Origin of the sequence: Neobacillus oceani (assembly GCF_046237595.1) — a bacterium.
In the GTDB taxonomy this organism is placed as follows: Bacteria; Bacillota; Bacilli; order Bacillales; family Cytobacillaceae; genus Bacillus_D; species Bacillus_D oceani.
Window position 1 is genome coordinate 4,089,105 of sequence record NZ_CP143543.1, and the last position, 26,993, is coordinate 4,116,097.

24 protein-coding genes are annotated in these 26,993 nt (G+C 47.9%); 9 read left to right on the forward strand and 15 right to left on the reverse strand.

The window, feature by feature from the left end; translation table 11 throughout:
* Positions 1–108: 108 nt before the first annotated feature.
* The 4 genes from uvrA to V1499_RS20770 form a co-directional block, all read right to left on the reverse strand.
* The gene (gene uvrA, locus V1499_RS20755) at positions 109–2,991 is read right to left on the reverse strand and encodes an excinuclease ABC subunit UvrA (RefSeq protein WP_409272211.1); all 2,883 of its coding nucleotides are present in this window, start codon (positions 2,989–2,991) and stop codon (positions 109–111) included.
* A 7-nt stretch (positions 2,992–2,998) separates the two neighbouring features.
* Positions 2,999–4,978 carry an excinuclease ABC subunit UvrB gene (uvrB, locus tag V1499_RS20760; protein WP_409272213.1) on the reverse strand — a complete coding sequence of 660 codons (1,980 nt, stop codon included), beginning with the start codon at positions 4,976–4,978 and terminating at the stop codon, positions 2,999–3,001.
* A gap of 454 nt (positions 4,979–5,432) precedes the next feature.
* Positions 5,433–5,666, reverse strand: coding sequence for a CsbA family protein (locus V1499_RS20765; protein WP_409272215.1), 234 nt, complete (start codon positions 5,664–5,666; stop codon positions 5,433–5,435).
* A gap of 31 nt (positions 5,667–5,697) precedes the next feature.
* Positions 5,698–6,543, reverse strand: a complete 846-nt coding sequence (locus tag V1499_RS20770; RefSeq protein ID WP_409272217.1) for an STAS domain-containing protein — start codon at positions 6,541–6,543, stop codon at positions 5,698–5,700.
* A gap of 168 nt (positions 6,544–6,711) precedes the next feature.
* Between V1499_RS20770 and V1499_RS20775 the strand changes: the two genes are divergently transcribed.
* Both V1499_RS20775 and V1499_RS20780 read left to right on the forward strand, forming a co-directional pair.
* Complete coding sequence (locus tag V1499_RS20775) at positions 6,712–7,518, forward strand: YqjF family protein (RefSeq protein WP_409272218.1); 807 nt, start codon at positions 6,712–6,714, stop codon at positions 7,516–7,518.
* 220 nt (positions 7,519–7,738) lie between these two features.
* Positions 7,739–8,827 carry an SGNH/GDSL hydrolase family protein gene (locus V1499_RS20780; protein ID WP_409272220.1) on the forward strand — a complete coding sequence of 363 codons (1,089 nt, stop codon included), beginning with the start codon at positions 7,739–7,741 and terminating at the stop codon, positions 8,825–8,827.
* A gap of 140 nt (positions 8,828–8,967) precedes the next feature.
* On the opposite strand, the gene V1499_RS20785 is transcribed toward V1499_RS20780, so the two are convergent.
* Positions 8,968–10,428: a spore germination protein gene (locus tag V1499_RS20785; protein ID WP_409276356.1), complete on the reverse strand. Its 1,461-nt coding sequence runs from the start codon at positions 10,426–10,428 to the stop codon at positions 8,968–8,970.
* A 237-nt stretch (positions 10,429–10,665) separates the two neighbouring features.
* On the reverse strand, positions 10,666–11,562 hold the full coding sequence (speD, locus tag V1499_RS20790; RefSeq protein ID WP_409272222.1) for an adenosylmethionine decarboxylase: 897 nt from the start codon (positions 11,560–11,562) through the stop codon (positions 10,666–10,668).
* Between the two features lie 240 nt (positions 11,563–11,802).
* On the opposite strand from speD, the gene V1499_RS20795 reads away from it, so the two are divergent.
* Together V1499_RS20795 and V1499_RS20800 are read left to right on the forward strand one after the other, a co-directional pair.
* Complete coding sequence (locus V1499_RS20795; RefSeq protein WP_409272223.1) at positions 11,803–12,264, forward strand: PCYCGC motif-containing (lipo)protein; 462 nt, start codon at positions 11,803–11,805, stop codon at positions 12,262–12,264.
* A 296-nt stretch (positions 12,265–12,560) separates the two neighbouring features.
* Entirely contained in the window at positions 12,561–13,016 is a 456-nt protein-coding gene (locus V1499_RS20800) for a PCYCGC motif-containing (lipo)protein (protein WP_409272224.1), read from the forward strand.
* Positions 13,017–13,228: 212 nt separating this feature from the next.
* Here V1499_RS20800 and V1499_RS20805 read toward each other — a convergent pair whose 3' ends face one another.
* The 4 genes from V1499_RS20805 to V1499_RS20820 all read right to left on the reverse strand — a co-directional run bounded on the left by V1499_RS20805 (position 13,229) and on the right by V1499_RS20820 (position 16,655).
* A complete protein-coding gene (locus V1499_RS20805; RefSeq protein ID WP_409276357.1) occupies positions 13,229–13,555 on the reverse strand; it encodes a four-helix bundle copper-binding protein in 327 nt (108 codons plus the stop codon).
* Positions 13,556–13,961: 406 nt separating this feature from the next.
* On the reverse strand, positions 13,962–14,900 hold the full coding sequence (locus V1499_RS20810; protein WP_409272226.1) for a F510_1955 family glycosylhydrolase: 939 nt from the start codon (positions 14,898–14,900) through the stop codon (positions 13,962–13,964).
* A 23-nt stretch (positions 14,901–14,923) separates the two neighbouring features.
* Positions 14,924–16,315 (reverse strand): 4Fe-4S binding protein, encoded by a 1,392-nt coding sequence (locus V1499_RS20815; RefSeq protein ID WP_409272228.1) that lies wholly within the window; start codon positions 16,313–16,315, stop codon positions 14,924–14,926.
* Positions 16,275–16,655: a hypothetical protein gene (locus tag V1499_RS20820; RefSeq protein ID WP_409272229.1), complete on the reverse strand. Its 381-nt coding sequence runs from the start codon at positions 16,653–16,655 to the stop codon at positions 16,275–16,277. The genes V1499_RS20815 and V1499_RS20820 overlap by 41 nt, the downstream gene beginning before the upstream one ends.
* Before the next feature lie 273 nt (positions 16,656–16,928).
* On the opposite strand from V1499_RS20820, the gene V1499_RS20825 reads away from it, so the two are divergent.
* Positions 16,929–17,507, forward strand: a complete 579-nt coding sequence (locus V1499_RS20825; protein ID WP_409272231.1) for a hypothetical protein — start codon at positions 16,929–16,931, stop codon at positions 17,505–17,507.
* A 112-nt stretch (positions 17,508–17,619) separates the two neighbouring features.
* Here V1499_RS20825 and V1499_RS20830 read toward each other — a convergent pair whose 3' ends face one another.
* The 4 genes from V1499_RS20830 to V1499_RS20845 all read right to left on the reverse strand — a co-directional run bounded on the left by V1499_RS20830 (position 17,620) and on the right by V1499_RS20845 (position 21,746).
* A complete protein-coding gene (locus V1499_RS20830) occupies positions 17,620–20,052 on the reverse strand; it encodes a heavy metal translocating P-type ATPase (protein ID WP_409272233.1) in 2,433 nt (810 codons plus the stop codon).
* A gap of 119 nt (positions 20,053–20,171) precedes the next feature.
* The gene (copZ, locus tag V1499_RS20835; RefSeq protein ID WP_409272235.1) at positions 20,172–20,378 is read right to left on the reverse strand and encodes a copper chaperone CopZ; all 207 of its coding nucleotides are present in this window, start codon (positions 20,376–20,378) and stop codon (positions 20,172–20,174) included.
* 25 nt (positions 20,379–20,403) lie between these two features.
* A complete protein-coding gene (locus V1499_RS20840; protein WP_409272237.1) occupies positions 20,404–20,814 on the reverse strand; it encodes a metal-sensitive transcriptional regulator in 411 nt (136 codons plus the stop codon).
* Positions 20,815–21,116: 302 nt separating this feature from the next.
* The gene (locus V1499_RS20845; RefSeq protein ID WP_409272239.1) at positions 21,117–21,746 is read right to left on the reverse strand and encodes a nitrite reductase; all 630 of its coding nucleotides are present in this window, start codon (positions 21,744–21,746) and stop codon (positions 21,117–21,119) included.
* Between the two features lie 181 nt (positions 21,747–21,927).
* Between V1499_RS20845 and V1499_RS20850 the strand changes: the two genes are divergently transcribed.
* The 3 genes from V1499_RS20850 to V1499_RS20860 all read left to right on the forward strand — a co-directional run bounded on the left by V1499_RS20850 (position 21,928) and on the right by V1499_RS20860 (position 23,794).
* Positions 21,928–22,287, forward strand: coding sequence for a hypothetical protein (locus V1499_RS20850; RefSeq protein ID WP_409272240.1), 360 nt, complete (start codon positions 21,928–21,930; stop codon positions 22,285–22,287).
* 333 nt (positions 22,288–22,620) lie between these two features.
* The gene (locus V1499_RS20855) at positions 22,621–23,232 is read left to right on the forward strand and encodes a hypothetical protein (RefSeq protein WP_409272242.1); all 612 of its coding nucleotides are present in this window, start codon (positions 22,621–22,623) and stop codon (positions 23,230–23,232) included.
* Positions 23,225–23,794 (forward strand): peroxiredoxin family protein, encoded by a 570-nt coding sequence (locus tag V1499_RS20860; protein ID WP_409272244.1) that lies wholly within the window; start codon positions 23,225–23,227, stop codon positions 23,792–23,794. Before V1499_RS20855 ends, V1499_RS20860 begins: the two co-directional genes overlap by 8 nt.
* A gap of 62 nt (positions 23,795–23,856) precedes the next feature.
* On the opposite strand, the gene nhaC is transcribed toward V1499_RS20860, so the two are convergent.
* A complete protein-coding gene (nhaC, locus tag V1499_RS20865) occupies positions 23,857–25,260 on the reverse strand; it encodes a Na+/H+ antiporter NhaC (RefSeq protein WP_409272246.1) in 1,404 nt (467 codons plus the stop codon).
* Positions 25,261–25,850: 590 nt separating this feature from the next.
* On the opposite strand from nhaC, the gene V1499_RS20870 reads away from it, so the two are divergent.
* On the forward strand, positions 25,851–26,993 hold the full coding sequence (locus tag V1499_RS20870; protein WP_409272247.1) for a PP2C family protein-serine/threonine phosphatase: 1,143 nt from the start codon (positions 25,851–25,853) through the stop codon (positions 26,991–26,993).

The following is a 26,993-nucleotide window of genomic DNA, read 5'->3' on the forward strand; positions in this document are numbered from 1 at the left end:
CTGTTTGCGCTTGGAGCATACACATCAGAACCCTAAAAAATACGTTTAGAACATTTGTCTCCTTACACGAAAAACGGGACCGCCCTTAAAATGAGCGGTCCCGTTTTCCTATCTTGCTTTAGCTGTTTGCTTTTCTGTTCCTTCGACCTGTTTGAGCATCCTTGCGCGGTCGCGTTCGAGGATTGGCTTCAGATAGCGGCCGGTATGCGATTCAGGGACTTCCGCTACCTGCTCGGGCGTTCCGGTTGCCACAATCGTTCCGCCTTTGTCGCCGCCTTCAGGACCAAGGTCGACGAGATAATCGGCCGTTTTAATGACATCAAGGTTGTGCTCGATGACAAGGACCGTGTCCCCGTTTTCCACGAGGCGCTGCAGTACGCTCAGCAACCGGGAGATATCATCGACGTGCAGGCCGGTAGTCGGCTCATCCAGTATATACATCGTCTTTCCGTTTGAGCGCCTGTGCAATTCGGAGGCAAGTTTAACCCGCTGCGCTTCCCCGCCGGACAGAGTTGTCGCTGGCTGGCCTAGTGTCACATAGCCAAGACCGACATCTGCAATCGTCTGGAGTTTGCGGCTGATTTTTGGATGATTGGCAAAAAACTCAACTGCGTCAGCGACGGTCATATCAAGGATGTCAGAGATATTTTTGCCTTTGTATTTCACTTCGAGTGTCTCACGATTGTATCGTTTCCCGTGGCATACCTCGCATGGCACATATACATCCGGCAAAAAGTGCATCTCAATTTTAATGATGCCATCGCCGCGGCAGGCCTCACAGCGTCCTCCCTTGACGTTGAAGGAGAAACGCCCCTTCTTGTAGCCGCGCACCTTCGCTTCATTTGTACTCGCAAATAAATCGCGGATATCATCAAATACCCCAGTGTACGTTGCGGGGTTGGAACGTGGCGTCCGGCCGATTGGCGACTGGTCGATATCGATTACTTTTTCAAGGTGCTCGATGCCCTTGATGCTTTTGTGAGCACCGGGCTTCGTTTTGGCCCTTTGAAGTTTTTGGGCAAGTGACTTATGAAGAATTTCATTTACTAGCGTACTTTTTCCCGAACCGGAAACGCCGGTGACAGCCTGAAACACGCCAAGCGGAAACTTGACAGAGACATTTTTCAGATTGTTCTCGGCAGCGCCCTTAATTTCAATAAATCGGCCATCCGGCTTGCGCCGTTCGATCGGAAGCGGAATGAACTTTTTGCCGGCCAAATATTGGCCAGTCAATGACGCCGGATCGTTCATCACTTCCTCGGGCGTTCCAGCTGAAACAATCTCTCCGCCATGAACCCCGGCACCCGGACCGATATCGACCAAGTAATCGGCAGCGAGCATCGTATCTTCGTCGTGCTCAACAACGATTAAGGTATTTCCGATATCACGCATGCTCTGCAATGTGCTGATTAGTTTATCATTATCGCGCTGGTGAAGGCCTATTGATGGCTCATCAAGAATATAGAGAACCCCGGTCAGACGCGAGCCAATTTGTGTTGCGAGCCTAATCCGCTGGGCTTCACCGCCGGAAAGCGTTCCGGCCGCTCTGCTCAAATTCAGATAATCCAGGCCGACATTCACCAAAAAGCCGAGCCGCTCATTGATTTCCTGGAGAATGAGTCTTGCAATCTGTTTTTCTTTTTCAGTCAGGTCAAGGGATTGGAAAAATCGCTTTGCTTCCTCGACAGAAAGCTCGCTTACTTCTCCAATATGCCTACCTGTAATAAGGACAGCTAGTGTTTCTTTCTTCAGCCTGTATCCATGGCAGGTTGGGCAGGCCTGTTGCCCCATGTACTTTTCCATCTGTTCGCGGATCCAGTCGGAACTTGTTTCCTTGAAGCGCCGCTCGACATTGCGCAGGACGCCTTCAAATACGATATAGCCATCCTTTACCTGGCCAAAATCATTCCGATAACGGAAGTAGATTTTCTTCCCTTCCGATCCATACAAAATCCGGTCCATCTTGCTTTTTGGCAAGTCCTTGACTGGAACATCCATATCGATGCCGTAATGGTCGCTGACAGCCTTCAGAAGCTGCGGATAATATTGCGAAGAAACAGATTCCCATGCGGCAACCGCATTTTGATTCAAGGTCAGTTCCTTGTTCGGGATAACAAGGTCCGGATCGACCTCCATTTTTGCACCTAACCCGTCACATTCAGGACAGGCGCCGAATGGGCTGTTGAACGAAAACATCCTCGGTTCGAGTTCGCCGATGGAGAATCCGCAGATTGGGCAGGCATGGTGTTCGCTGAACAGCAGTTCCTCTTCGCCAATGACGTCGATGACAACCTTCCCATCCCCAAGCTGAAGCGCAGTTTGAAGTGAGTCCGCGAGTCTGGCCGCGATTCCTTCTTTTACAACGACACGGTCAACGACAACGTCGATCGAGTGTTTCTTATTTTTTTCCAACGTAATTTCGTCGCTTAAATCAAGCATTTCCCCGTCAACACGGACGCGGACGAATCCCTGTTTCTTGATGTCTTCCAACACCTGAACATGGGTCCCTTTCCTGCCCGAAACAACCGGGGCGAGAATTTGCAGCCTTGTCCGTTCAGGGTATTCCATAATCCGGTCGACCATCTGCTCAATTGTCTGGGACGAAATTTCTATTCCGTGGTTCGGGCACACAGGGCGCCCAACACGGGCGAAAAGAAGCCGTAAATAATCGTGAATTTCCGTGACCGTCCCGACAGTCGAGCGCGGGTTCCTGCTCGTTGTTTTCTGGTCGATTGATATCGCCGGCGAAAGGCCCTCGATTGCATCGACATCCGGTTTGTCCATCTGCCCAAGGAACTGGCGGGCATAAGCGGACAGCGATTCGACATAGCGGCGCTGCCCTTCCGCATAAATGGTGTCGAAGGCAAGCGAGGACTTTCCGGATCCGGAAAGCCCTGTCAAAACGACAAGCTTATCTCTCGGAATGGTGACATCGATATTTTTTAAGTTATGGGCTCTGGCGCCTTTTACAACAAGTTTATCCATTGCCATGTTACAGTCATCCTTCCGCTTTCAGCTCTAGTATCAGGTCACGAAGCTCTGCGGCGCGTTCAAAGTTAAGCGCCTTTGCTGCTTCCTTCATTTCTTTTTCCATATCGGCAATCACGCGCTCGCGGTCCTTTTTGGCCAGCTTGCCGAGCGATTTCGCCGGTGAATACGCTTCGCCTTCCTCGGCGGCCTGGGTGGCGCGAATGGCCGCGCGTATGTCCTTCTGTATCGTCATCGGCGTAATGCCATGCTTTTTGTTGTATTCTTCCTGGATGGCACGACGGCGCTTCGTTTCTTCAATGGCGATCTGCATGGAATTGGTCATCTTATCCGCATACATGATGACGTGCCCTCGTTCGTTCCGCGCTGCGCGGCCGATTGTCTGGATCAGCGACCGCTCTGAGCGGAGGAAGCCTTCCTTGTCGGCATCAAGAATCGCGACAAGTGACACTTCCGGAATATCGAGCCCTTCCCTGAGCAGGTTGATTCCGACAAGAACGTCATATTTGCCAAGCCGGAGCTCCCGGATAATTTCAATCCGTTCTAGCGTCTTAACTTCGGAGTGCAAGTATTGCACTTTGATGCCGATTTCCTTCAAATAATCGGTCAAATCCTCGGACATCTTCTTCGTCAAAGTGGTTACAAGGACGCGTTCGTTCCGTTTGACCCGTTCATTTATTTCACCGATCAGGTCGTCAATCTGGCCTTCAATCGGACGAACGTCGATATTTGGATCCAATAGCCCCGTTGGCCGGATAATCTGTTGGACCATTTCCGGCGTATGTTCGATTTCATACGGACCCGGCGTTGCCGAAACGGCGATCAGCTGGTTGATATGCCGCTCGAATTCCTCGAATTTAAGCGGACGGTTATCGAGAGCGGACGGCAGGCGGAAGCCATGGTCAACGAGAACCTGCTTCCGAGCCTGGTCCCCATTAAACATACCCCTGATTTGCGGTAGCGTAACATGGGATTCGTCAACGACAATAAGGAAATCGTCCGGAAAATAGTCGAGCAGCGTATATGGAGTTGCCCCAGGCGGCCTCAGCGTCAAATGGCGGGAATAGTTTTCAATACCGGAGCAGAAGCCCATTTCCCGCATCATTTCAAGGTCATAGCGGGTCCGCTGCTCAAGGCGCTGTGCTTCAAGCAGCTTTTCCTCTGCGCGGAGTTCCTCAAGACGTTCTTCCAGTTCTTTTTCAATATTTTCGATTGCTATCCTTAGCTTTGCTTCCCTCGTCACGAAGTGGGATGCTGGAAAAATGGCGACATGGTTCCGCTCGCCAATGATTTCACCAGTCAGGGCATCGACTTCGCGGATGCGTTCGACCTCGTCGCCAAAAAACTCGACGCGGATGCAATGCTCGTCTTTTGACACCGGGAAGATTTCGACAACGTCGCCCCGTACCCTGAACGTACCGCGCTTAAAGTCGATGTCGTTCCGGGCGTACTGGATATCGACGAGCTTATGGAGCAGCTTGTTCCGTTCAATTTCCATCCCTTCCCGCAGGCTGAGCACCATTTCCTTGTATTCTTCCGGCGAACCCAAACCGTAAATGCACGAAACAGACGCAATGATGATGACGTCGCGGCGCTCGAATAGGGCGGATGTCGCCGAGTGGCGCAGCTTATCAATTTCATCATTGATGCTCGCGTCTTTTTCGATGAATGTATCGGTCTGGGGCACATATGCCTCCGGCTGATAGTAATCATAGTAGCTAACAAAATACTCGACGGCGTTGTTCGGGAAAAATTCCTTGAACTCACTGTACAGCTGGCCGGCGAGCGTTTTATTGTGGGCGATTACAAGGGTAGGTTTGTTTACCTCTTTAATGACATTGGAAACGGTAAACGTCTTACCTGTACCCGTTGCGCCGAGGAGCGTCTGGACGCGCTTCTTTTTGTAAATGCCGTCGACCAATTTCTTAATGGCTTCGGGCTGGTCCCCCTCCGGCTTGTATTTGGACACTAACTCAAACTGGTTCTTCACGTTACCGAACCTCCAATACTTAAAAATAAGGCATCTATCAGTAAACAAGGTTGTGTGATTTTCTTATTGAATGGGATGGCACATTGGCAGGCCCTTCGCCGCCAATTCATATAGTAAACAGTATGCCCGCCATGGCGCCCCATTCAAACCGGCTGGCTCCAAATAGGGCCATCTTGCGGGCAAACTGAAAGGATGCCGAAATTCACAATTCCGGCATTGCTAAAAATCTTATAAAAACATTCTACCACAAAGGGGAGGGCGCAAACCAACTTTATACGAACAAATATTCGATTTAATTTTTGGTTTTCCTGCTACATTCAGGATGTTTTTCTGATAAACTGACAACGTGTTTGGGTATGCTTACTTGAACCCCACGGATTACATGGTGCGGGGACCAATTTTTCGAAAACAGCCCCGGAAATAAAAATCCCGCCGGCGTTTGGCGGGCGGGTGGTCAGGTTTTGTTTGCGGTTGGTTTCGGCTTTAGGTACGAGGCGGCCCAGAAGCCCACGGTGAGCGAGAAAGCGTCGACGATGATGAGTCCCCAGCTGTTTGTGTAGCCTTTGTAGACGGATGCCGCGATGAGGCCGACTGTCAGGGCGAGTGCGATGACCCGGTTGTAGGTGACCCTAGCAAACAGCAAGACGCACAGACCGGGCAGGAAGAATGCCGATAGATATTGAATCACCTTTTACCCCCCTTTTGATTTGGTTCGTGCGCTACTCTTGCCAGTTGAGCTTTGTCAATGCAGCGGCGAGGTCCTGTTCGAATTCGGTGTTATCGAAGTTAATTCCCAGGGTGATAGCAGCCTTGGCGACCTCTGGCCTGATACCGGAAAGGATCGCGCGGATGCCAATCAGGTTCAATCCCTTGAATAATTTTGATAACTCACATGCGACTGCCGAGTCCATTTCGGGTACGCCCGACATGTCAATAACGAGCTTGTTGATGCGCATCGCTGCGCTTTGGTTCAGGACGGATTCCAGGATGTCGGCGGCACGGTCAATGTCGATTTCACCGATAAGTGGTAATACGCCCGTGCCTTTTGTTACCGGTATGACCGGTGAACTTAGCTCGTAAATCATCTTTTCCTTTTCCGAAATCAGCTTGCTATGGACTTCGTAGTAATGTTTGGAAAACAAATCAATGACTTTGTCAAAGGCAAAATTGATTTGCTTTGTCCAACGGAAAATGTCTTCGAATGAGAGTTCTTTCTCGTAATCACGCGCGAAATTTTCGATAAAAAGAATGATGACACTCCGGAAAATCCCGAATTGTTTAATCACAGAGTGAAGCGGTACCCCTGAATTTACCCTGTCCTCCGATACCATACGGGTCCAGTCGAGAATTCCCTTTTTGAATCCCTCTTCTTCCTCAATAAAGACTTTTATGATCCGTTCAATAAAAAGCTTGTTTTGTTCGCGGAGTTTGTTGACAAGTTCTTGGGATGCTTCAAGTGAATAAGGCGAACCGACTTTTTCGGTCCTCCGGCTAAGCCACTCCTCCGTCATATCGGCCGAACGGGAAAGTAGATGGTAATAGAGTGCTTGTTCTAAATCTTTCATTTTTTCCCCCGCATTTGTTGTAATTTTTATTCTATCATACCCGAAATAGCATTTATTTGCATATAGGGTGCCTGTTTTTTCAACTTCGGCGGATGTATGGGGTGGCTAAATGAAAAATTGGGTAAGGGTAAAGGATAGGAAGTGCTGAATGAAAGGTGGTTCGCGAATATGGACGAGTTACTCAGGGAGACGGCTCATCGGCCCTATCCCCTTCCGGATGCGCCATGGCTTATGACCCAGACGTGGGAAAATCTACTTTTTTTGCATTGGCCTGTAGATGCCGCCATGGTCAGGGAGCACGTACCGGAAGAGTTGGAGCTTGATACGTGGGAAGGGCAGGCGTGGATATCGATATCGCCATTCCAGGTCAAGCACCAGCGCTTCAGGGCTCTGCCGGAAATCCCGATGTTGAATGAGTATTTGGAGTTGAATGTGAGGACGTATGTAAAACGGAACGGGAGGCAGGGCATCTGGTTCTTTTCGTTGGATGCGAACCTCGCCCCGGCGGTGTTCGCGGCAAACGGACTGCTTGCGCTTCCGTATAAAAATGCGGAGATGTCGTTTGACGAGGTAAGTCCGGAGGAGAACCAAGGCGCGGAAGCAGTGAGTTTGCCGGTAAATAGCACAAGCGCGGCGGCCAATTTTTACAAAAGAAAAGGTTTTCGGTTTTCGAACAGGCGGATTACGGGCGAGGATGGGTTCGGCCAGTTCAATTGTTCGTATCGTCCGGTTTCGGGGCCTGGATTGTGCATGGCGGGGACGCTTGAACACTGGCTGATTGAGCGGTATTGCCTGTTTACGACCCGGGATGGCAAGGTGCTGCGCGGTGATATCCATCACCAGCCGTGGGATGTTTCAGCAGCCGAGGCAGTGGTTTCCATCAATACGATGAGCCCGGTGCCACTTCCGGGAGAGCCGCTGCTTCAGTACTGCGATTCGAAAAAGGTGCTAATGTTCCCGTTTGTGGAGGATTGACTTTGTTTTACAGTTCGAGCATGTCCGAAAGAGCTTTATTGGGGACAGCAACATGTGTGGTCCTCCCCTGTTAATTGACCCTTCCCCTCCGGAGCCAATTCTATTATTTCAACTTGTTCTTCGATCAACTCTCGCAAAATTTGACGAACGGCCTATATTTACAAGTTCATCCTATTCCTATTACATTATTAATATCCTAAATAATGTAAGGAAGTGAGAGATGAGGGCTGATACTGAAAACCGATACCTGTTCACTCGTTCCAAAATTCTTATCGTTGTTTTATTTCTTTCGTTATTAGCCGGCTGCCAGAAAGACGCCATTACTACTGAAAAAAGATTCATTGAACCGACCGCGCCGGAATGGCTTTACGCGAACGGCCAATGGAAAGAGGTTTTAAAACCGAATGGGGATAAAGTGATGCAGGGCTGGCTTGACGGCAAGAACGGCCGGCATTATGGAAGGCGGGCAAGGATTGAGACGGACAGCAGCTTCGCCACATTGAAGCAACGGGGCATTGGAGGAACGGTCTTTATTTTCGTTGATGGAAAACAGGTTGTAACACAAAAACTAGACGTGGATGGTAAGCCTGTGGACATCCCGATTTACAAAAATAAAAAGGGATGGCACCAGATTGAAATTGGCTTTTCCAACCAAAGCGAGATAGACGGCCTTTTCGTAAGCGAGGGGGCAAAAGTAAGGAAGCCGGAGGAAAAAAGAAAAAGGCTTATTGTTATCGGACATAGTCATGCGGACGGGACTGGTACCCAAAATATAGGGATGGAATCGATGGCTTCTGTAATTGGCGACATAATGGGGGTAGAGAGCATCAACCAGGGTATTGGCAGAACCGACATTGATATTTCTTCCCCTCCTGCCGACAACAACAGTGCGCTGGGAAGGGTCAAGACTGATGTAATTGATCTGAAACCGGATTATGTCCTGTCCATTTACGGGTTCAACTCCATCTCTACAATCTATCAGGGAAAAATGACCCACGAGCAATATCAGGAAAAATATATGGAATTTATCAAAGCGATCCATGATGCCCTTCCGGATACAAAGGTTTTTGCAAGCTCCATCATGGCCACTCCTTCCTACTCGGATGAAGAGCTCAAACTATACAACGAGGACATAAAAATAGCCTGTTCCAAAGTGCCAAACTGTACGTACATCGATTTGACAGGCAAGATGAATGAAGGCAATTTTGATAAGTATATGGCATCCGACCGGCTCCACCCGAGCACTGAAGGGCAGAAGTATCTCGCCGAAGAATACGCAAAATCAATTTCAGCTGTTCTGGGCAAATGATAACAAGGCCATGCCGGCGCCGTTTTTGGGGCGCAGAATTGGCCTTGTTTTAGCAGAACAATGTACTCCAAACTATTCCTATACGAAACTGCTGCGCTTCACTAATAAACATCTCCCCGATACCGTGAAGTCCGGTCTATCTATCTGTCCGGATCTTTTGGCTCCAGTACTCTCGGCCGCTTGTCTTTAAGCGGAATAGGCGACCTAAACAGCACGTCCCGCAATGCCTTAATATCAAAAGGGATAAACGGCCATAGATACGGAACGCCGAAGCTTTTCATGCGCGCCAAATAAATGATGACGAGGGTGAATCCGACGACAAGCCCGAATGTATGGAACAAGGCCGTTACGATCAGTAAAAACAGCCTAACAAGCCGGTTGGCAAGGCTTAGTTCATAGCTGGGGGTTGCAAATGTGCCAATCGCGGCGAGCGCCAAATACAGGATGACCTCATTCGTCAAAAGGCCGACTTCAACGGCGACCTGCCCGATCATCAATGCGGCGACAAGGCCAAGAGCCGTCGCAAGCGATGTCGGTGTATGGATCGCAGCCATCCGCAGCATGTCGATTCCAATTTCAATTATTAAAAACTGAAGGAACAAAGGAATTTTACCGGGATCATTGGGCCCGATAAATTTCATGCTTTTCGGCACGAGGCTCGGGTCAATCGTGAGCAAGTACCAAAGCGGCAGCAAAAATAGGGACGCCCATACGGCAAAAAACCGTACAATCCGTAAATAGGCTCCTACAAGCGGCTTATTCCGGTATTCCTCTGCATGTTGGAGATGATGCCAATACGTTGTCGGCGTAATCAAAACGCTCGGCGACCCGTCAACGAGTACACATACATGCCCTTCGAACAGATGAACGGCAGCCGTGTCCGGCCTCTCCGTATAACGGACTGCCGGGAACGGGTTCAAATAGCTCCCGGTAATAAATTCCTCAATGGTTTTCTCGGCCATTGGAAGCCCGTCCGTATCGATGCTGGACAACTTGTCCTTTATCTTATCGACCAGCTCCCCATCGGCAATGTCTTCGATATAGCATATAATCATGTCGGTTTTCGACCGCCGCCCCGCCTGGATATATTCCATCCTGAGCGTCCTGTCGCGAACCCGCCTTCTGATCAGTGCCGTATTGAAGACGATCGTTTCTACAAAACCATCGCGTGATCCGCGGACAACCCTCTCCGTGTCCGGTTCTTCAGGCCCCCTGACCGGATAGGTTCTGGCATCTATTAGGATGACCTCAGATGCGCCGTCTACAACAAGCGCGGTCGGACCCGCAAGCACCGTATCCACAGCCTTGTCAAGATCATCCGTCGAATCGAGCTCAATGTAAGGAAGGTATGACTTCATGAGCTGCTGGATTGTCGCGCTTTGAAGCTGGTCCTCCTTTAAATTCGCCATGAACTTCAGAAGGAGATGGAGCATATCGTCCTTGACTAGGCCATCAACCATGAACAGCGCCATTTTCCGGCCGGCATATTCCACTTCCAGCTGAATGACGTCGAAGCTTTTGCCTACCCCAAGCTCTTTTTTAAAAAAATCTACATTTGCCTCTAGGCTATTGCTTACATTATTTTTCACGTCCGTTTTCATTTCCCACCTCGGCACACATGCCCGTTCTTCCTTACTATACATACCATCTTAGCCATGGTGCCAGCCGTTCATACTTTTTCGGCAATTGGGTTAAACCTTATTATTTTCAAAAAATATTCTGTATAATGCGATTGGGAAAATGGATGGAGGATGATGCTGTTAAACAGCTTTAAGCCTGGAGGGATTGATTAAGTTCAATTGTTTCGAGCAGGACGAAAAAAGACCGATCAGGCAGCCTTATTCAGGCTCCTTACCGGTCTGTTTCTTTTGTACTTCGTGTTCGAGATTGTCACGGAAGGCCTTTTCTGCATTTTTAACAAAGCTGCCCTGGTAAATATTTTTCCCGTAAAAGATTTCGTCCATTTCCCATTGGATGCTTTCAGTGATTTCCCGGCGCTGTTCTTCCGTGAGTTTATCCTTCGTATAGCCAAAAAGGTAATTGTTCAGGTCGAAATCGCGAAGCTTACATTTCGTGTGGAAAATATGCTCCTGGTATACGTTCACATCAATCATTTGATAGCGGTCGATTATCTCGTCAGGGATGTAATTCTGGATGGAAGAAATGTCATGATCGATGAACAGCTTATAGCCTTCCTTGTCGCGCGTAAATCCGCGAACACGATAATCCATCGTCATCACATCTGTCTCGAACGAATGAATCAAGTAGTTGAGCGCCTTCAGCGGCGAAATTTCCCCACACGTCGATACGTCAATATCGGCTCGGAAAGTGCTAATCCCCTCATCCGGATGGTATTCGGGGTACGTATGGACCGTGATATGGCTTTTGTCGAGAGCAAGCGTAACGGCGGATGGCAGCGGTCCGGGTGATTCCTCGTACACCCCTTCCGGCACCTCGACAACCGGCCCCTCCGAGACAAGCATCGTCACGCTCGCCCCCTGAGGCACGTAATCCTGCTTCGCCACATTCAGGACATGCGCACCGATAATATCCGCGACATGCTTGAGGATTTTCGTCAGACGGTCCGCGTTATACTGCTCATCAATATACTCAAGATATGCCTCCCGCTCTTCCTTCGTCTGTGTATAACAAATATCGTACATATTAAAACTCAAACTCTTCGTCAAATTATTAAAACCATGCAGCTCCACTCGCTGCTGCGGCGTCAAATCCATGATGAAACCCCCTCCGAAAGCTGTAAATATTGTTATAATACCCAACCTTTTGCCGAAAAAAACAGAACAGTTAATTGGTATCGGAGGTTAGTGGTGGTGCTTGGTACCTTAGTGGACGTTTTTGTTTCAAGGCGCGCCTTTGACTGGGAATCGGTGTCACAAAACGTTTGAAAAGGGGTAAGTTTCCATCATGGATTCCTTGTTAAAATAGGTTTATACACTACTGAGAGGGAGAAGGCTATGAGGTATTTTAAGTATTTGCTGCTGATGTGTGCAATTCTTGCCATTGGCGTAGTTTCGGCCTGCAGCTCGGATTCGGCAAAATCCGATGAGCTGAAGCTTGATTCGAAGCATGCGCCGCTGCCTGATTATGTCCTGGCTACCCCTGAAATGGTCCAGGAGACGTATGTGATGGCCGCCGAGTATCCGGAAGTGCTCGCATCTGTTCCTTGCTATTGCAGCTGTGGCACAGGCGCGGGACATAAGAGCAACCTTGACTGCTTTGTAAAAGGCATTGGCAATAATAATGCTGTAACAGAGTGGGATAACCACGGCACCGCTTGAGACATTTGTGTCAATATCGCCCGGGAGGCGGTACAAATGAAGCAAGACGGAAAAAGCCTTAAGAAAATCAATGAATCAATCGTCGCCAAGTATTCATCCTATGGAGAAGCAACACCAACGCCGGTCCCCGCGGACTAATCCTGACATGCAAATCCGGTAAATTTACCAATTTATCTATAGGATGATAAAAGCCTTTCTTCAGGGAGAGGCTTTTTTATTGCAGCCAGCAGGCACGGCCAATTACTGTCCAACAAAGATTGGCGCCAATGTTCGAAATTCCTTAACCTTTTCTCGATACTTTCTGCACAATTTTCCTTCATTCTGGAATAGGGTTCATTCATCTTTACTTAAGGGTCACACCAGAATAAAAGTTAACCAAGTTAACCTATTCCTGCTGATTCGATACAAAAATAACCAACACGAAAGGGAGAGCCATGAAACTATCACGTTATATGCTGCTAATCTTGGCGATACTGGCCATTGGCGTCATTTCAGCCTGCAGTTCCTTGGATACTAAAAACCTCGCACTTGATCCAAAGCATCCAGAACTGCCTGATTATGTTATGAAATCTTCTAAAAAGGTCCAGGAAACGTACATCCTGGCCGCCCAGTATCCAGAAGTTTTGGAATCAGTCCCTTGTTATTGTGGCTGCGGAGCAGATTCAGGACATGAAAGCAATCTTGACTGTTTCATAGCCGGCATGGATGGCAATATGGCAGTCACAGAATGGGACCCACACGGCATTTCTTGAGACGTTTGTGTAAATATCGCCCGGGAGGCGGTAATGCTGAAACAAGACGGAAAAAGCCTGAGGGATATCAACAAGACGATTGTCGACCATTACAAATCGTACGGTGAAGGAACGCCTACACCTGTTCCAGCCAAATAAGAATGTTGCCAATTACATCGCGAACATGAAAGTGCAATGCCGCTCCAATTCCGGGGCGGCATTTTTACAATCAGAAAACCCCTTTGATCGGGCAGCACAATAAGTTTTCGAATGTTGAATTACTTCAATCCACTAAAGCCCCTATACTGACTCTAAAAGGAAAAGGCATTCCCCATTATCTTTAAAGGGTGAATGCCTTCATTTGAGAACCATTAGGCTGCCATTCTCCTGCATACCTCGGCACAACGGAAACAAGCTTCCGCACATCTCCTGCAATGGTCGTGATGGCTGTGCTTCTGGCATTCCTCACCGCATGCCTCGCAAATTTCCGCGCAAAGTGCGCAGATTTGTTTTGCAAATGGCGAGTTGGATTGCATTGCCTTAATTGCAAGAGCACATATATCGGCGCATTCCCGGTCCGTCCTAATGCAGTCTGCCATCATCTTTACATCGTCTTCCTTCAGGCACGAATCATAGCAGGAATTACAGGCCACCATACAATCAAAACACGCATCAATGCATTCCTGATACATTTGCATTTGCATCCGATTCACCTCCTTTTTATCACGTTATACTGTTACCCGGGCAACTTATGGCTAAACGGAGAACTCCTTCAACCTTCTGTAAATACGCATGTAAAATAAAGCCAGGGCTTTACATCCAAAGCCCTGGCTTTTAAATATCATTAGCCGCAGCAGCAGCCACGAGAGGATCCCTTAGAATCCTGGCTTTTACAGCAGGATCCACCTCCACCGCAGCACTGGGCCTCTTTTGCTTCACTGCTAGCGAGCCGCATTACAAACATGATTCCCAATCCCACAATCAGGATTAATCCGAACAATACCCCAGTCACTGAAGACCACCCCAATTTTTTCGGTTTTGAATTTCGAAGGCTGGTTACTTTATGGGCTTCATCTCTCCATGGTTCCCGCTTCCGTGGAACTCTTACTGGACAACTCCTTTATCCATTAGCGGTTTCCAATCCCCGCCTCCATCTTCGGTATAAAACACGCTGTTTTCGAATGTTGAAATCGCGATTTTCTTGGAATCTTTCGGGTTGATGCCGAAATAGGCCACCGCATCCTGGCCAAGGTCGAATCCTTTATCCAACCAGGTTTGGCCCTCATCAGAGCTTGTCGTGATCCCCGCTCCCTGGTTAGTGATCGAATAGCCAATCAAATTCTTAGTATCCGGCAAGACGCCAAACGCAGTAATCAACCTGGATTGGTCATACAGCCCCCACGTAATGCCGCCGTCTTCTGACCTGAGGATGCCGGAATCGGTACCAGCCAACAGTACATTTTCGTTATCAGGCATCGAAACAATTGAATAAATGGTATGCAAGTCCTGCGGCAGTCCGGACGAATTCAGGAGCTCCCAATCTTCGCCCCCGTTTGTGCTCTTATAGATCCCCGCTTTATAGTTGCCGCTGTCCATCTGGTTTACCCCGTAGACGAAATCCGGCTTGCTGAAATTGGAGGATAGGATGTGGAAATCAACCTTGCCCAGCAATGATATCGGCTCCCATTTCTCTCCATTATTTTTACTTACCATAAATCCAAGTGGATTTGGGAGATTGGACGCCTTTCCAGGGTGCCCGCTTGAAATCATTGTCCCATCGCTCATTACATTGAAGCCCATAAAATCAAAATCATAATTTCCTTTAAAGGTCCAATTTTCTCCGCCTTCTGTTGACAGCATTCCTTCGTGGGTGGCGATATAAATATTTTGGTCGGCAGCATAGGCAATTCCGTGCAGATGCTCCGCCTTAAAACCTTTGTTCACTTTCTTGGTGCTACCCTCTTCTTTGGATGAAGCCGAACTGCATCCGCTGATGACCAGACCTATCGATAGTAAGCTTGCAAGGACTCTCAATTTTTTCATTTTTCTAAACCCCTTTTCATTTTTTATACCCGATGGCTCATCGGAAGCGAGAACAAGTAAATGTTGATGACCGCCAGCAATAGCATCAGCCCATAAATTGGCAGCATGCTTTTAAACGTTGACTTGTTACCCATTTTATAAACAGTGAACATTGACCCTAAGAATCCTACCGCAATAATCGAGTATTGGAGCAGCTGAACCGACGATGTAGGCAACAGGGCAAGGCTGCCGGGATACGTTTCCACCCCTAATACGGTGATTGTGTTATACCAGATTGCCTTTCCTTCTGTTATGACGTGGAAAAGGTTATGGCCCAAATGCCCAGCAAGGTCCAGCGGAATAATCGCATAACCGAAACGGATGAAGTTCCGTTTTACAGTATCAGCCATGCCCATCCTGTTTGCCAGCTTGGCGGTGCCAAGAAGCAGCAGGATCGGAAGTGCCATTGAAATGACATAGGCGATTGTAAAATTAATGATATAGCTGCTGGTACCGGTAATGCTTCCAATTTTCCCGAGGATTTCACCCCAAATTTCGAGCATTGTGATATTTTGAACAAAAACAATGCCCATGATGACCGCTGCCAGTGCCGCATGCTCCAGCTTCGGATTTTTAATAAACCACAATTCCTTTGTCGGTTTTCTAAAAGACAGCCGGATTGAATCGTTCGGGCAGTTCTTGATGCAATTTCCGCATACATTGCAATCCGCGCTTGAATCCATCGTCCTGACATATTGGAACATCGGGCAGCCCTCAGCCTTCTCGCTACCCTTGAAGCAAGATTGGGATTTGCACGATTTGCAAATATCCGGCGTGCCCCTCAGTTCAAGTGAACCTGCACGTGAATAGTTTCCAGCCAGGCCGCCAAGGAAACAGAGCGTTTTACAGAAGGTCCTTCTTTCATAAAAGACCGACGTCGCAACCACCATTGTGACAAGGATGAGCAACAGGTATCCTGAACCACGCGGGGACTCAACAATCCCCCAAACATGGTCGCTGTATGTGATTAAGATGAAGAACAGGTCGATTAGCCAGATTCCGTATTTCCTTAGGAATTTCGGCATCGGCCTTTCGCTTCCAACCAGCTTCCTGACGATATCGCTTAATTTTCCGAAGGGGCAGATTGCGCACCAGAAGCGGCCCAGGGCGATAAATAGGATTGGGATGATCGGCCACCAAAGGACCCAGGTCATTGTAGTCCCAAAATTCTTTGTAGGATTCGCCGTTCCAGCCACAAGTTCAAAAACGATATAAGAGAATACCACTATGACAATCCATTGAAAAATTCCAGGGTACCAGCGGCTTTGCATGAATTTCTTGATCATCGGCACGGTCAGAAGGTTAAAAGGCTGCTTCTCCGCTTTATCGCTTGTTTTAGGTGCGCGCAGGTTTTTTTCCGGGATTGCCATGTTCATCACCTTTCCTTCTAGACAATTTATTCCAGATGCCAATTAGAATGAATGAGAGATTAATTCCGCCAAAGGTTCCAAGGACTTTCATATTAGGAGGGGTTTCGGTTACCGGCCCGTGGCTATGGCTTCCGCCCTCTCCGCTGCCATCGTGGCTATGCGCCGTTGCTTTCTTGTTTTCTGTTCCATGCCCTGAATGGGGTGATTCCTTCCCGCCATTCCGGAATTTTTTCGCTGCATCTAAAACACCTTGATCATTTTGGCTATGCCCGGCATCCGCCGAAGCGTTTATCCCAAAGGAAAGTATAAGCACCACTCCAGCCAATAAAGAAAACCAATTTTTCACTTGCTTCACCTCCGCAAATTTACATTTGATGCTCTTTATAGGTACACTGTAAGGAAAAACTGTGCAGATTGTTTGCTTTTTCTGTGAATAAAATGTGGAGATAGTCTTTGAAACAGCCATTCGCCACCATTTTGTAAAAAATAGACTTTTTCTACCATTATTAAGTTATAAATGGAGGAAGGAAAAGCCTTATAGGAAGAGCCGTTGCGCTTGCCAAAAAGGAAGCATGTCTCGCGACCGGCTTTCATATGTATGAACGAGGTGATGAAAGCCATGTCCATATTGCTTCCTTATGTCTTGTTTTCGCTTTGTATTGCGGCTGTTGCTGCCGCCTTCCTTTCCTGGAAGCTCAAATCCCGGCTCGGCCATTCTGAAGGGATGACAATTGCGATGCTGTTCGGGATGCTTTCGGGATTGGCGGCAGGAACAGCATTAGGGACCGTGTTTCAGGGGGATTTGTATACCGCCACGTTATACGCCGTGCTCTTCGGGGCATCAGCGGGAGTGGCAAGCGCTTTTCCATTAGGCACTACGGCTTCGGTTGAAGGGTTTGGGGCAGGCTTGATGGGTGGTATGATGGGGGCGATGCTCGGGGAAATGGTTCCTGCTTTTCAATCTATAAAACTTGTAAACATCCTCCTTGTGTTGGCATTCGGTTCCCTCCTTTTATTTGGGGTGCTTCCTACCAGAAACGAATCTTCACTCCCTTCAAAAAGATGGTTATTGAAGCCTGTAACCGTGTTTCTACTCATCTGTGGTTTACTCGTCGGCGGCAACCAATGGGCAAAATTTTCAGCGCACAAAATAAAAGACAATTACCAAATGGATAAACGGAATGAACATGATCACTAATTTTCAAAAAGGGGCTAACTTGAAGAGCCAAGAACCATTTTGCGACTCTAAGGATAAAAAAAGCTGATTCAGCCTCGCTGAATCAGCTTTTTTTCATAGTATTTACTCAATCCTATAGCTTTACCTTCTGCAGCCTTAAAGCGTTCAGAACCACGGATACGGAGCTAAATGCCATTGCCGCTCCGGCGAGCCATGGCGCGAGGAATCCAAGCGCTGCAACCGGAATTCCAAGCGTATTGTACCCAAACGCCCAAAATAGGTTCTGCTTGATGTTGCGGATCGTCAGCTTGCTCATGAAAATCGCATCGGCAATGCTGTTCAAGTCGCCACGAATGAGAGTAATGTCCGCCGCTTCCATCGCCACATCGGTTCCTGTACCAATCGCCATACCAATGTCAGCCACGGCAAGCGCTGGCGCATCATTAATGCCATCCCCGACCATTGCGACTTTTTTACCGGCAGCTTGAAGCTTTTTCACTTCCTCCGCCTTCCCTTCAGGAAGCACCTCCGCGATAACCGTATCAATGCCCGCTTCCGAAGCAATCGCCAGAGCTGTCTGCCTGTTGTCGCCCGTAATCATAATGACCTCAAGTCCCATATCCTTCAGACGTTTCACCGCCGCTTTCGAGGTCTCCTTGATTGTATCGGCAACAGCAACAATGCCCGCGTACTCCCCGTCAACAGCAATCAGCATCGCAGTTTTCCCTTCCCGTTCAAGCTCTTCCATTTTGGAAAAAGCGGACAACGCACTAACGTCGAACTTTGCCATCAGCTTGCGAGTGCCCGCAAGAAGTTCGCGGCCGGACACTACTGCCTTGATACCATAACCAGGTATCGCTTCAAACGATTCCACCGGCTTTAGTGCAACCCCTTTTTCCTGTATTCCCTCGACAATCGCCTGGGCAAGCGGGTGCTCGGACTGCTTTTCCGCGGATCCGACAAGAGTGAGCAGCTCCGCCTCCTCAACCGCCCCTGAAAGGATGATATCGGTCAAAACAGGCTCGCCATTCGTGACCGTTCCGGTTTTATCCAAAACAACCGTTGTAATTCGATGGGTCAATTCGAGATGCTCACCGCCTTTGAATAGGATGCCATACTCCGCGGAACGTCCCGACCCAGCCATGATTGATGTCGGCGTTGCGAGTCCAAGTGCGCATGGGCAGGCAATGACGAGGACAGCAATCATTTTTTCAAGCGCGCCGGCAAAATCCCCTGGACTCGCCCAGAAATACCAGACTAGGAAGGTTACAATGGCAATCCCGACGACAATCGGTACAAAGATTCCTGAGATTTTGTCGGCAAGCCGTTGGATTGGCGCCTTTGATCCCTGGGCTTCTTCGACGACCTTGATGATTTGCGCAAGGGCAGTATCCTTGCCAACCTTTGTAGCTTCTATTTTAATAAACCCATTTTTATTAATGGTGGCGCCGATGACAGGGTCGCCCACCGTTTTATCGACAGGGACGCTTTCACCTGTCAGCATCGATTCATCAATCGCCGAGAGGCCCTCGACAATTTTGCCATCAACCGGAATTTTGTCGCCCGGTTTGACGTGGATAATGTCGCCGACGAGGACATCCTCAAGCGCCACTTCCACCTCGGCACCGTTCCGCTCGACGATAGCAGTCTTCGCCTGGAGGCCCATCAATTTCTTGATTGCTTCCGAGGATCGGCCCTTCGCTTTTGCCTCAAACAGCTTCCCGAGTATAATAAGCGTAATCAGGACTGCGCTCGTCTCAAAATAAAGCTCAGGCATGTGCGCGCTATTTCCTAGTGACGCGATAGACTGATAAAGGCTGTAAAAATAGGCTGCCGACGTTCCGAGTGCCACAAGCACATCCATGTTGGCACTGCCATTTTTTAAAGCTTTATAGGCCCCAACGTAAAACGGGCCTCCGATGTAAAACTGAACCGGCGTTGCCAAGATCAGCTGCACCCAAGGGTTCATGAACATGTCGGGAACGTAGATGAACGATGTAAACGAAAAGTGCCCGACCATCGACCAAAGGAGCGGCAATGAAAGAATGAGTGAGAAAATGAATCTATTCGTTTGCCTTTTGATTTCCTGCTGGCGGTGATCCGCGGCTTCTTCCCCGTTATTCTCATCTTTTAAAATTGCCCCGTACCCAAGGCCTTCCACCTTTTTAATAATATCGCGATCGGAAAGGACAGAAGGATTGTACTCGACGGTCGCCTTTTCAAGCGCCAGGTTAACGGATGCCTTTGTTACGCCTTCCATCCGGTTCAACCCTTTTTCAATCCGGGTGGAACATGCCGCGCACGTCATCCCGCTTATATCGAATTCCTTCTTCTCGGCGACAACATCATAGCCGAGGTCACGGACCTTTTTTTCCAATACTTCGACGTTCGTGACAGCCGGGTCGAACTTGACCGCCGCCCGCTCAAGCGCCAGGTTCACGCTTGCTTCCTGGACGCCATCAAGCCTGTTCAACCCTTTTTCAATTCGGACCGCGCATGCCGCGCATGTCATGCCGGTGATTAGCATCGTCGTTTCTTTTTGCGCTGTTGCGGTTGCCTGGCTCATATCCTCAACTCCTCATACCCATAAGGGGTATATTAGATTGAAAAAAGGAACGTGCCTGAACGAGCACGCGCCTTCAAAGCTATGGAAATCTTCCCTAAAGGGAACTTCCGCTTAATTCCTTAAACTACATCGTAGCCTTGGTCTTCAATTGTTTCCTTAATTTTATCGAGTGAAACGGCATCGCCCTTATACTCGACCGCAACCGTCTTTTCCTTCAAATCGACCAGCACACGCTCAACGCCTTCGAGAGCGCCGACACTGCCTTCAACCGCTTTTACGCAATGGCCGCAAGACATGCCTTCTACATTTAAAAGTGTTTTTTCCATGAGATATTCCCCTCTCATAATGAGTTTATTTTTTCATGAGCCTTTGTATGGTTACTAGGAGCTCATCAACTACTTCGTGATCGCCTTCCTGGATCCGTTCTACGACGCAGCTTTTCATATGGCCTTCCAAAAGGAGTTTGGCGACAGAATTAAGGGCAGCCTGTGTAGCGGAAATTTGCGTGATGACATCGTCGCAATACGTATCTTTTTCAATCAATCCTTTTATGCCACGAATTTGCCCTTCAATCCGGTTCAGCCTTGTCACCAAATTGTTTTTTGTTTTCTCCGAATGGTGGCTCTTACGGACAGAGCCTTCGGCGGCGCAATGCTCGTCACAGCCGGGGACAGTTTCAGCGGTTCCCACATTCAACAGGACGGGGTCCTCCAGGCTGTTCTCTTTGTCACGGATAAGATTCTCAGGATTTAAATGATTCATTCCATCGCCTCCTGATTTAAATAGTACCATACCCCCATATGGTATACAAGGGGTTTGTTTGTCAATTTTTCGGTAAAATAATTTACCCTTATTAATTTTATCTTTTCCCTATAAAAATTCCATATCATATAAAAAATAACCCAGAAACCATGTGGCAAGAATGAACGTTATGTGACAGTGCTCCTACGGCAGGCAGGGAAAAGTGACCAACCACAAATAGGTTACGGAGAGTGAGCTTTCCCCTGCTGAATAGTCCATTCAAAAACCTGGCTAACTCAGCCGGGTTTCTGACTTTCGGGCAATCACGATGTCTTCTCCTGAACAAGACTGGAAACCTCATCGATTCCAAGCCGCTTCAAAAACTTGTGGAAAGGCTCCCGTTTTTTTCCGAGCGACCCATAGATATGGAGAAGATTTTCAACGGTAGCATACAATTCATCCGGAGTCAGGCGTTCCTTAAACAACGTTCCCGCATTGGCATCGGCACCTTTTGATTTACCGCCAATGTAAAGGTTGTAATAGTCATTTACCTTCATGATACCTATATCATTGACCAGTGGCTCCCCACAGCCAACCGGGCAGCCAGTATAGGCAGGCTTTAAGGTGAACGGAACTGGTATCCCGGCAATCCGCTTATTGAGTTCACTTGCAACCGGCATACCCTCTTCTATTTCCCCCTTGCAAAAATTGCACGTTCTTAGGCTTTTTACATAGTTCCCCACCGGATAACAGCTTAGGCCTGCTTCTTCAAATTCTTTTATAACTTCGTCTTTCCTTTCCACGGGGATGTCTATATATAACTGCTGGAACGTAGTCAGTTCCAGTTCCTCGTTTTCTCCAAGGTATTTCGCCAAGGCCAGAAGCTGCCTGGCGGTCAGTTTTGCGCCAAATCCGATTCCGCCATTTACAGCTATCTTTATCTTTTTCTCCATGAATTTCTCCCCTAAGGATTTTTTTAAAAAATTACCTGCTTTCCCAATCATTATATCTAAAAGGGGCATTTGTGGCTCGGCTAAATTGCTCGGGCTTAATCATTATGAATATGATAAGCTATACGCAAGGACTCTCACACAATTGTCCCTATCCAAATATCCTGATAATGAGGTGGCGGCGATGTGTGTTTCCAATCATGCGTTTGAAATGCAATCCTATAAGCTAAGTGAGGAAATCAGGAGAAATTCGATCTATACTCCAGTTGCTGTTGTTTGCTCTGGTGGTAAACGCGTGAATTTCGGGAATCAATTTGTACATTCGGATGGTTTTATCGAAAAGGTGGTCCTGCAGGATAAGGAAGGAAACGACTTTGTGGTGGAACCTTCGGAAAGTGGATTGAGATTTGCGAAGGGTGAGATTACCTATAGTGACTATCAGCGGATGCAAAAGAAGGATGATCGAAAAGCCATTGCCCTATTCGCTGGGGCTGCCGGCTCCTTATTTATCATTGGCTGGGGATTTCTTCATTTATTCGGCTAGCTTTTTCCGGTAATCGAAATGAAAGTTCTTTACTTTAATATGGCCACCGGTTCCCCGGGGGTCATAATTTATGAAAATAAACGGTATAAAACGTAAGCGACTCCTGCCAGGAGCCAGACGTAAACACCTGGTCATATCGGGATGGTTCCTTTGCTTTTTCTTGCATTCTGACCGAAGGCTTTCCCCAACATAATCCTGCAGTTTCTTTTTTCTTCAAAATCTTCTTTTATTCATTTCCTTCCGTACCCCCCATACCTCCCAGTTTTTCATATTTGCTCAACTATACCCCCGCTGGGTACAATGAATAAAACGACAAGTTTCGGAGGCCAGTTCATGAATTTACTCACAATAGGAAAGGTGACCGTGCCGGCTGGTTTGGCCGCGGCCTTGGCGGCAGTTTTCCTGGCACCGCTCCTTTTGAAGGTTTTTGCAAAAACAAAGGCTGGCGATTGGTACTCGAATGCATTCTTTGTTTTTTTCCTGACAGTAAAGATGGCCTATGTCCTTTTTTATTGGGATATATTTAGTAAATCCCCGGTATCTCTCCTTTATTTTCATGGAGGCGCCAAAGGAATGTTGCTCGCCCTATTGGCCGTTTTTGTATACCTATTATCCTTATATAAAAAAGAAAAGGTTCCTTTTGCTAGCGAAGTTCTTCCGTTATTCCTTTTATTCTCCTTGTCGTATTTTTTGATTCAATCGGCATTAGCCAAGGGCTGGCTTGCCTCAGCCGTGTATTTTCTTTTGCTCATGGTTACACTATTCGTTGTTTACCAAAAGAGAAAACTTGGGGTAGAAGCATATAGTATGCTGTATTTGTTTGAAGTACTTTGCGTGAGTCTATTTAATTCCATTTTTAGCCCTGGCAATCTCGCTGTACTTGCCGGAGGACTTTTCATCGGTTTAATGGCATACTTAACAAAGGGGGGTTGGAAGCATGAATAAGAAAACATTCACGGGAATCATCCTTATTCTGGCTATCGCCATTATCGCGGTAAACATTTGGAAACCATCGCTTTCATCCGGAGAGAAAAAAGCACCTCCAGCCGAAGATTCTGTGGCGAGCTCTAAGGTTGTTGGGACTGCCCCGGGAAACATGGCACCCGATTTTGAACTCACCCTGCTTTCAGGTGAGAAGGTAAAGCTTTCCGATTACCAGGGGCAAAAAGTAATCCTGAACTTCTGGGCAACATGGTGCCCGCCGTGCAAAGCGGAAATGCCGCATATGCAAAATTTCTATGAGAAGAACAAGGACAAAGGGATGACCATCCTGGCTGTCAACCTGACCGCGCTCGACAAGGGTCCGGAAGCGATTGATACGTTTGTGAAGGATTACGGCCTCACATTCCCGATTCCCCTCGATGAGAAAAATAAAGTTGGGACGCTCTATGAGGCGATAACGATTCCGACAAGCTATATCATTGGCACCGATGGCAGAATTTCAAAGAAATACATTGGGCCGATGGATGAGGAACTGATGGAGAAGCTGTTAAAAGAGGCAAATTAACATAGTTTAAAAAAACAGCCTGAACCGGATGCTTAACCGGTTCAGGCTGTTTTTGAATGGTTTCATTTTTCCAGTAAAGCTTGTTTGGCCGGCTTTGGAAGGGTAAGGCCGGTTAACCCATACAAAATGGTCAGGAGCGGCGAGAACAGGCAGAAGAAGGCAAACAGCGCATAATCCGTCACTGGCACGCCAAGAACCGATGCGATGAAGACCCCACATACGCTCCACGGAACAAGCGGATTGACGACCGTTCCCGCATCCTCAATGACACGCGAAAGGTGCTTTGGCTGCAGGCCTGCTTTTTTAAAATGCTCCTTGAACGTGTTCCCTGGCAAAAGGATGGACAAATACTGCTCGCCAATCATGAAATTGACTGCAATCGCCATGCCAGCGGTTGCGCTGATCAGCATGGATACACGGGCTAGGAACCGCTGTACGACTGATAACAGTGCCGGGATGATACCGAGCTTGAACAAAAGACCGCCCATGCTTAGGGCGAGTAATATGACGGAGATGCTGAACATCATGCTTTCAATTCCGCCACCGGACAACATCGAATCAACTTCCTCGATCGCACTGGTAGACTTATAGCCTGAGTAAAGGAGCGTAAGGAATCCTTTTCCGTCGACTCCCCCATCAATGATAAACGATATGAGCAATGCTGAAAGTGTACCAGCTGATAAGGTGGCAATCGCGGGTACTTTTTTCACAGCAAGCACGGTAAGCAGGAGGAAAGGCACAAGCGAGTACCAATGGACCAAATTGAGTTCCAGTAGTTCAGTTTTTATAATGCCCATCTGTTTTATACTTTGATGGGTTTCGCCCGGTGAAATAATCATATATACAATGAATGAAAGGATAAAAGCCGGAATGGTTGTCCAGCACATATTTTTGATGTGTTCGAATAAATCGGTACCGGCAACGCTTGATGCCAGATTTGTCGTATCGGATAAAGGCGACATTTTATCGCCAAAGAATGCCCCTGAGACGACTGCCCCTGCAGTGATGACGGGCGAGATGCCGAGCGCGGTACTCGCACCGACAAAGGCGACCCCGAGTGTTGCGGCGGTCGTTAGCGAACTGCCAATGCTTAGGCCGATGATTGATGTAACCGCGAAAACAATCGCATAGTAAAATTTCCCCGAAACGAGATCAATGGCGAGGTAAATGAACGTCGGAATCGTCCCACTGGCCATCCAGCTACTGATGAGCATCCCGATAAAAAAGAATATCATTGCGGCGGCAATACCCGATTTGGCCCCTTCAGCCATTGCTGCTTCAAGCTCCTTGAAACTTACCCGTTTAACCACTCCATACCCGAGTAATAGGGCGATGCCGGAAATAATCGCGATTTGCGGCACCACTTCCATCCCGATAATCAGATATCCGACAAGCCCCATTAATAGCAGCGTAATGATAGCGGCCTCTAGCGGCTTGATAGCAAGCTCTTTCTGATCCTGCAGCATATAAACTCCTCCAATGAATTCTTTGTTTTCTCTTGTTGCGCATGCACTTTATTGCCGCCGTTTCGGCACAAAAAGACCCTTTCGCCGTTAGGGACGAAAAGGCTCCGCGGTACCACCCTACTTGGCAGGTTATCCTACCCTCTTTATAAGATATGCCCGTTCAAGGCAGCCGTATTTCGAAATTGCCAACGCCCGGATTTCCACCAACCATCCGGTCTCTTTCTGCTGCTAACGGCAATCCTACTAATTCTACAGGCATCCTATTAATTTGTTGTTTTTTACTGCACGAAAATACTTTTTCACACAAACGCTTTTAAGTACTAAAGCAACTTTACAAAACTACTATACACACCTTTTCCCTTGCCGTCAAAAAGAAATTAGTACCATAATAGTAAAATAGGTGCGAGGCCTCGCTTTGGGAGTTTCTTGTTCCACTTGAACGTCCTGGACGACGAATGACGCTCCGAATTGATGGCTAACACAATGGCGAAAAATTATGGTAGGTTTTTATTTGACGGGTCGGGGTAATGATTAAGGATATGGTCGTAAAGAGATAAATTAGTGGTTGTAGCAGGTGAAGGGGTAGGATTATGGCGATTTTGATTGTTGATGATAACCAGGTGAATTTGTTTTTGATAGAAAAGATTTTAAAGCGGGCTGGGTACGAAAATTATCTATCCTTTTCATCCGCCCGTGAACTGTTCGATTATTTGCAGATTGATAGTCCGCATCCGGTTGATCGGCCTGCGGATGTTATTTTAATGGATATTATGATGCCGGAAATTGATGGGATCGTGGCATGCCGGAAACTGCAGGAGACACCTCATACAAAGGATATCCCTGTCATTTTCGTTACCGCACTCGAGGATTCGAACAAGGTCGCAGAAGCGCTGGATGTCGGCGGCATGGATTATGTGATGAAGCCGATCAACAAGACCGAATTGCTTGCGCGCATACGTGTTGTCCTGCGGCTTAAGTATGAAAAGGATTGGCACAAGAAACATGACGAAAAAATCCGGAATGAGCTGGAACTCTCGATGCAAGTGCAGACGAGCCTGTTGAGCGAGCCGGTGAATGATCCAAATTTGAAAATAAAAGCCTCGTATCTACCGGCGAATACACTAGCAGGCGATATGTATTACTGGCATAAGATAGATGACAGCCGTTATGCGGTCATTCTTTTGGACATGATGGGCCACGGGATTTCCGCATCGCTTGTGTGCATGTTCATATCCTCTATACTACGCGATTTAATCAGGGTGAATCCCGATCCCGAGCATGTCATTCGCGAACTGAACCGATGGATGAACTCGCTGAACAGCCGGAACCAGCAAATCCCCTATTATTTTACTGCTGTCTATTCGGTTATCGATGCCGGCAAAAAAACGATTGAATACGTGAATGCCGGGCATCCTTCCGGTTATGCGCTTATCGACGGGAAGCAGCTTGAAGCCCTCGATTCGACAACTTGTGCGGTTGGTTTTTTTGACACAATCACTGTTGAAAAAAGAGTCCTTACATACGAAGATTCCGCCCAGCTACTTCTGTTTACGGATGGCGTTCCGGAAACGGCAGAGAAAAACGGCCTTGCCGGGATGGAGTATTTACAAAAAGCAGCATCGTCGGATTGGGTGGATTTAGCCGAGTCCGAACCAATCGACCTCCTTCTTTCAAAGGAGCAGCAATCGTCGGCCACTGATGATATGTGTGTCGTTTTAATAAAAGCTACATGA

What these genes read in the sequence shown, in the direction of transcription:
- V1499_RS20825 (WP_409272231.1), top strand. Translation starts at nt 16,929, where the DNA reads ATGTCCATATTGCTTCCTTATGTCTTGTTTTCGCTTTGTATTGCGGCT.
- copZ (WP_409272235.1), bottom strand. Translation starts at nt 20,378, where the DNA reads ATGGAAAAAACACTTTTAAATGTAGAAGGCATGTCTTGCGGCCATTGC.
- uvrA (WP_409272211.1), bottom strand. Translation starts at nt 2,991, where the DNA reads ATGGCAATGGATAAACTTGTTGTAAAAGGCGCCAGAGCCCATAACTTA.
- V1499_RS20815 (WP_409272228.1), bottom strand. Translation starts at nt 16,315, where the DNA reads ATGAACATGGCAATCCCGGAAAAAAACCTGCGCGCACCTAAAACAAGC.
- V1499_RS20845 (WP_409272239.1), bottom strand. Translation starts at nt 21,746, where the DNA reads ATGGAGAAAAAGATAAAGATAGCTGTAAATGGCGGAATCGGATTTGGC.
- V1499_RS20850 (WP_409272240.1), top strand. Translation starts at nt 21,928, where the DNA reads ATGTGTGTTTCCAATCATGCGTTTGAAATGCAATCCTATAAGCTAAGT.
- V1499_RS20840 (WP_409272237.1), bottom strand. Translation starts at nt 20,814, where the DNA reads ATGAATCATTTAAATCCTGAGAATCTTATCCGTGACAAAGAGAACAGC.
- V1499_RS20770 (WP_409272217.1), bottom strand. Translation starts at nt 6,543, where the DNA reads ATGAAAGATTTAGAACAAGCACTCTATTACCATCTACTTTCCCGTTCG.
- V1499_RS20855 (WP_409272242.1), top strand. Translation starts at nt 22,621, where the DNA reads ATGAATTTACTCACAATAGGAAAGGTGACCGTGCCGGCTGGTTTGGCC.
- V1499_RS20870 (WP_409272247.1), top strand. Translation starts at nt 25,851, where the DNA reads ATGGCGATTTTGATTGTTGATGATAACCAGGTGAATTTGTTTTTGATA.
- V1499_RS20810 (WP_409272226.1), bottom strand. Translation starts at nt 14,900, where the DNA reads ATGAAAAAATTGAGAGTCCTTGCAAGCTTACTATCGATAGGTCTGGTC.
- V1499_RS20805 (WP_409276357.1), bottom strand. Translation starts at nt 13,555, where the DNA reads ATGCAAATGTATCAGGAATGCATTGATGCGTGTTTTGATTGTATGGTG.
- V1499_RS20860 (WP_409272244.1), top strand. Translation starts at nt 23,225, where the DNA reads ATGAATAAGAAAACATTCACGGGAATCATCCTTATTCTGGCTATCGCC.
- speD (WP_409272222.1), bottom strand. Translation starts at nt 11,562, where the DNA reads ATGGATTTGACGCCGCAGCAGCGAGTGGAGCTGCATGGTTTTAATAAT.
- V1499_RS20775 (WP_409272218.1), top strand. Translation starts at nt 6,712, where the DNA reads ATGGACGAGTTACTCAGGGAGACGGCTCATCGGCCCTATCCCCTTCCG.
- nhaC (WP_409272246.1), bottom strand. Translation starts at nt 25,260, where the DNA reads ATGCTGCAGGATCAGAAAGAGCTTGCTATCAAGCCGCTAGAGGCCGCT.
- V1499_RS20780 (WP_409272220.1), top strand. Translation starts at nt 7,739, where the DNA reads ATGAGGGCTGATACTGAAAACCGATACCTGTTCACTCGTTCCAAAATT.
- V1499_RS20785 (WP_409276356.1), bottom strand. Translation starts at nt 10,428, where the DNA reads ATGAAAACGGACGTGAAAAATAATGTAAGCAATAGCCTAGAGGCAAAT.
- V1499_RS20830 (WP_409272233.1), bottom strand. Translation starts at nt 20,052, where the DNA reads ATGAGCCAGGCAACCGCAACAGCGCAAAAAGAAACGACGATGCTAATC.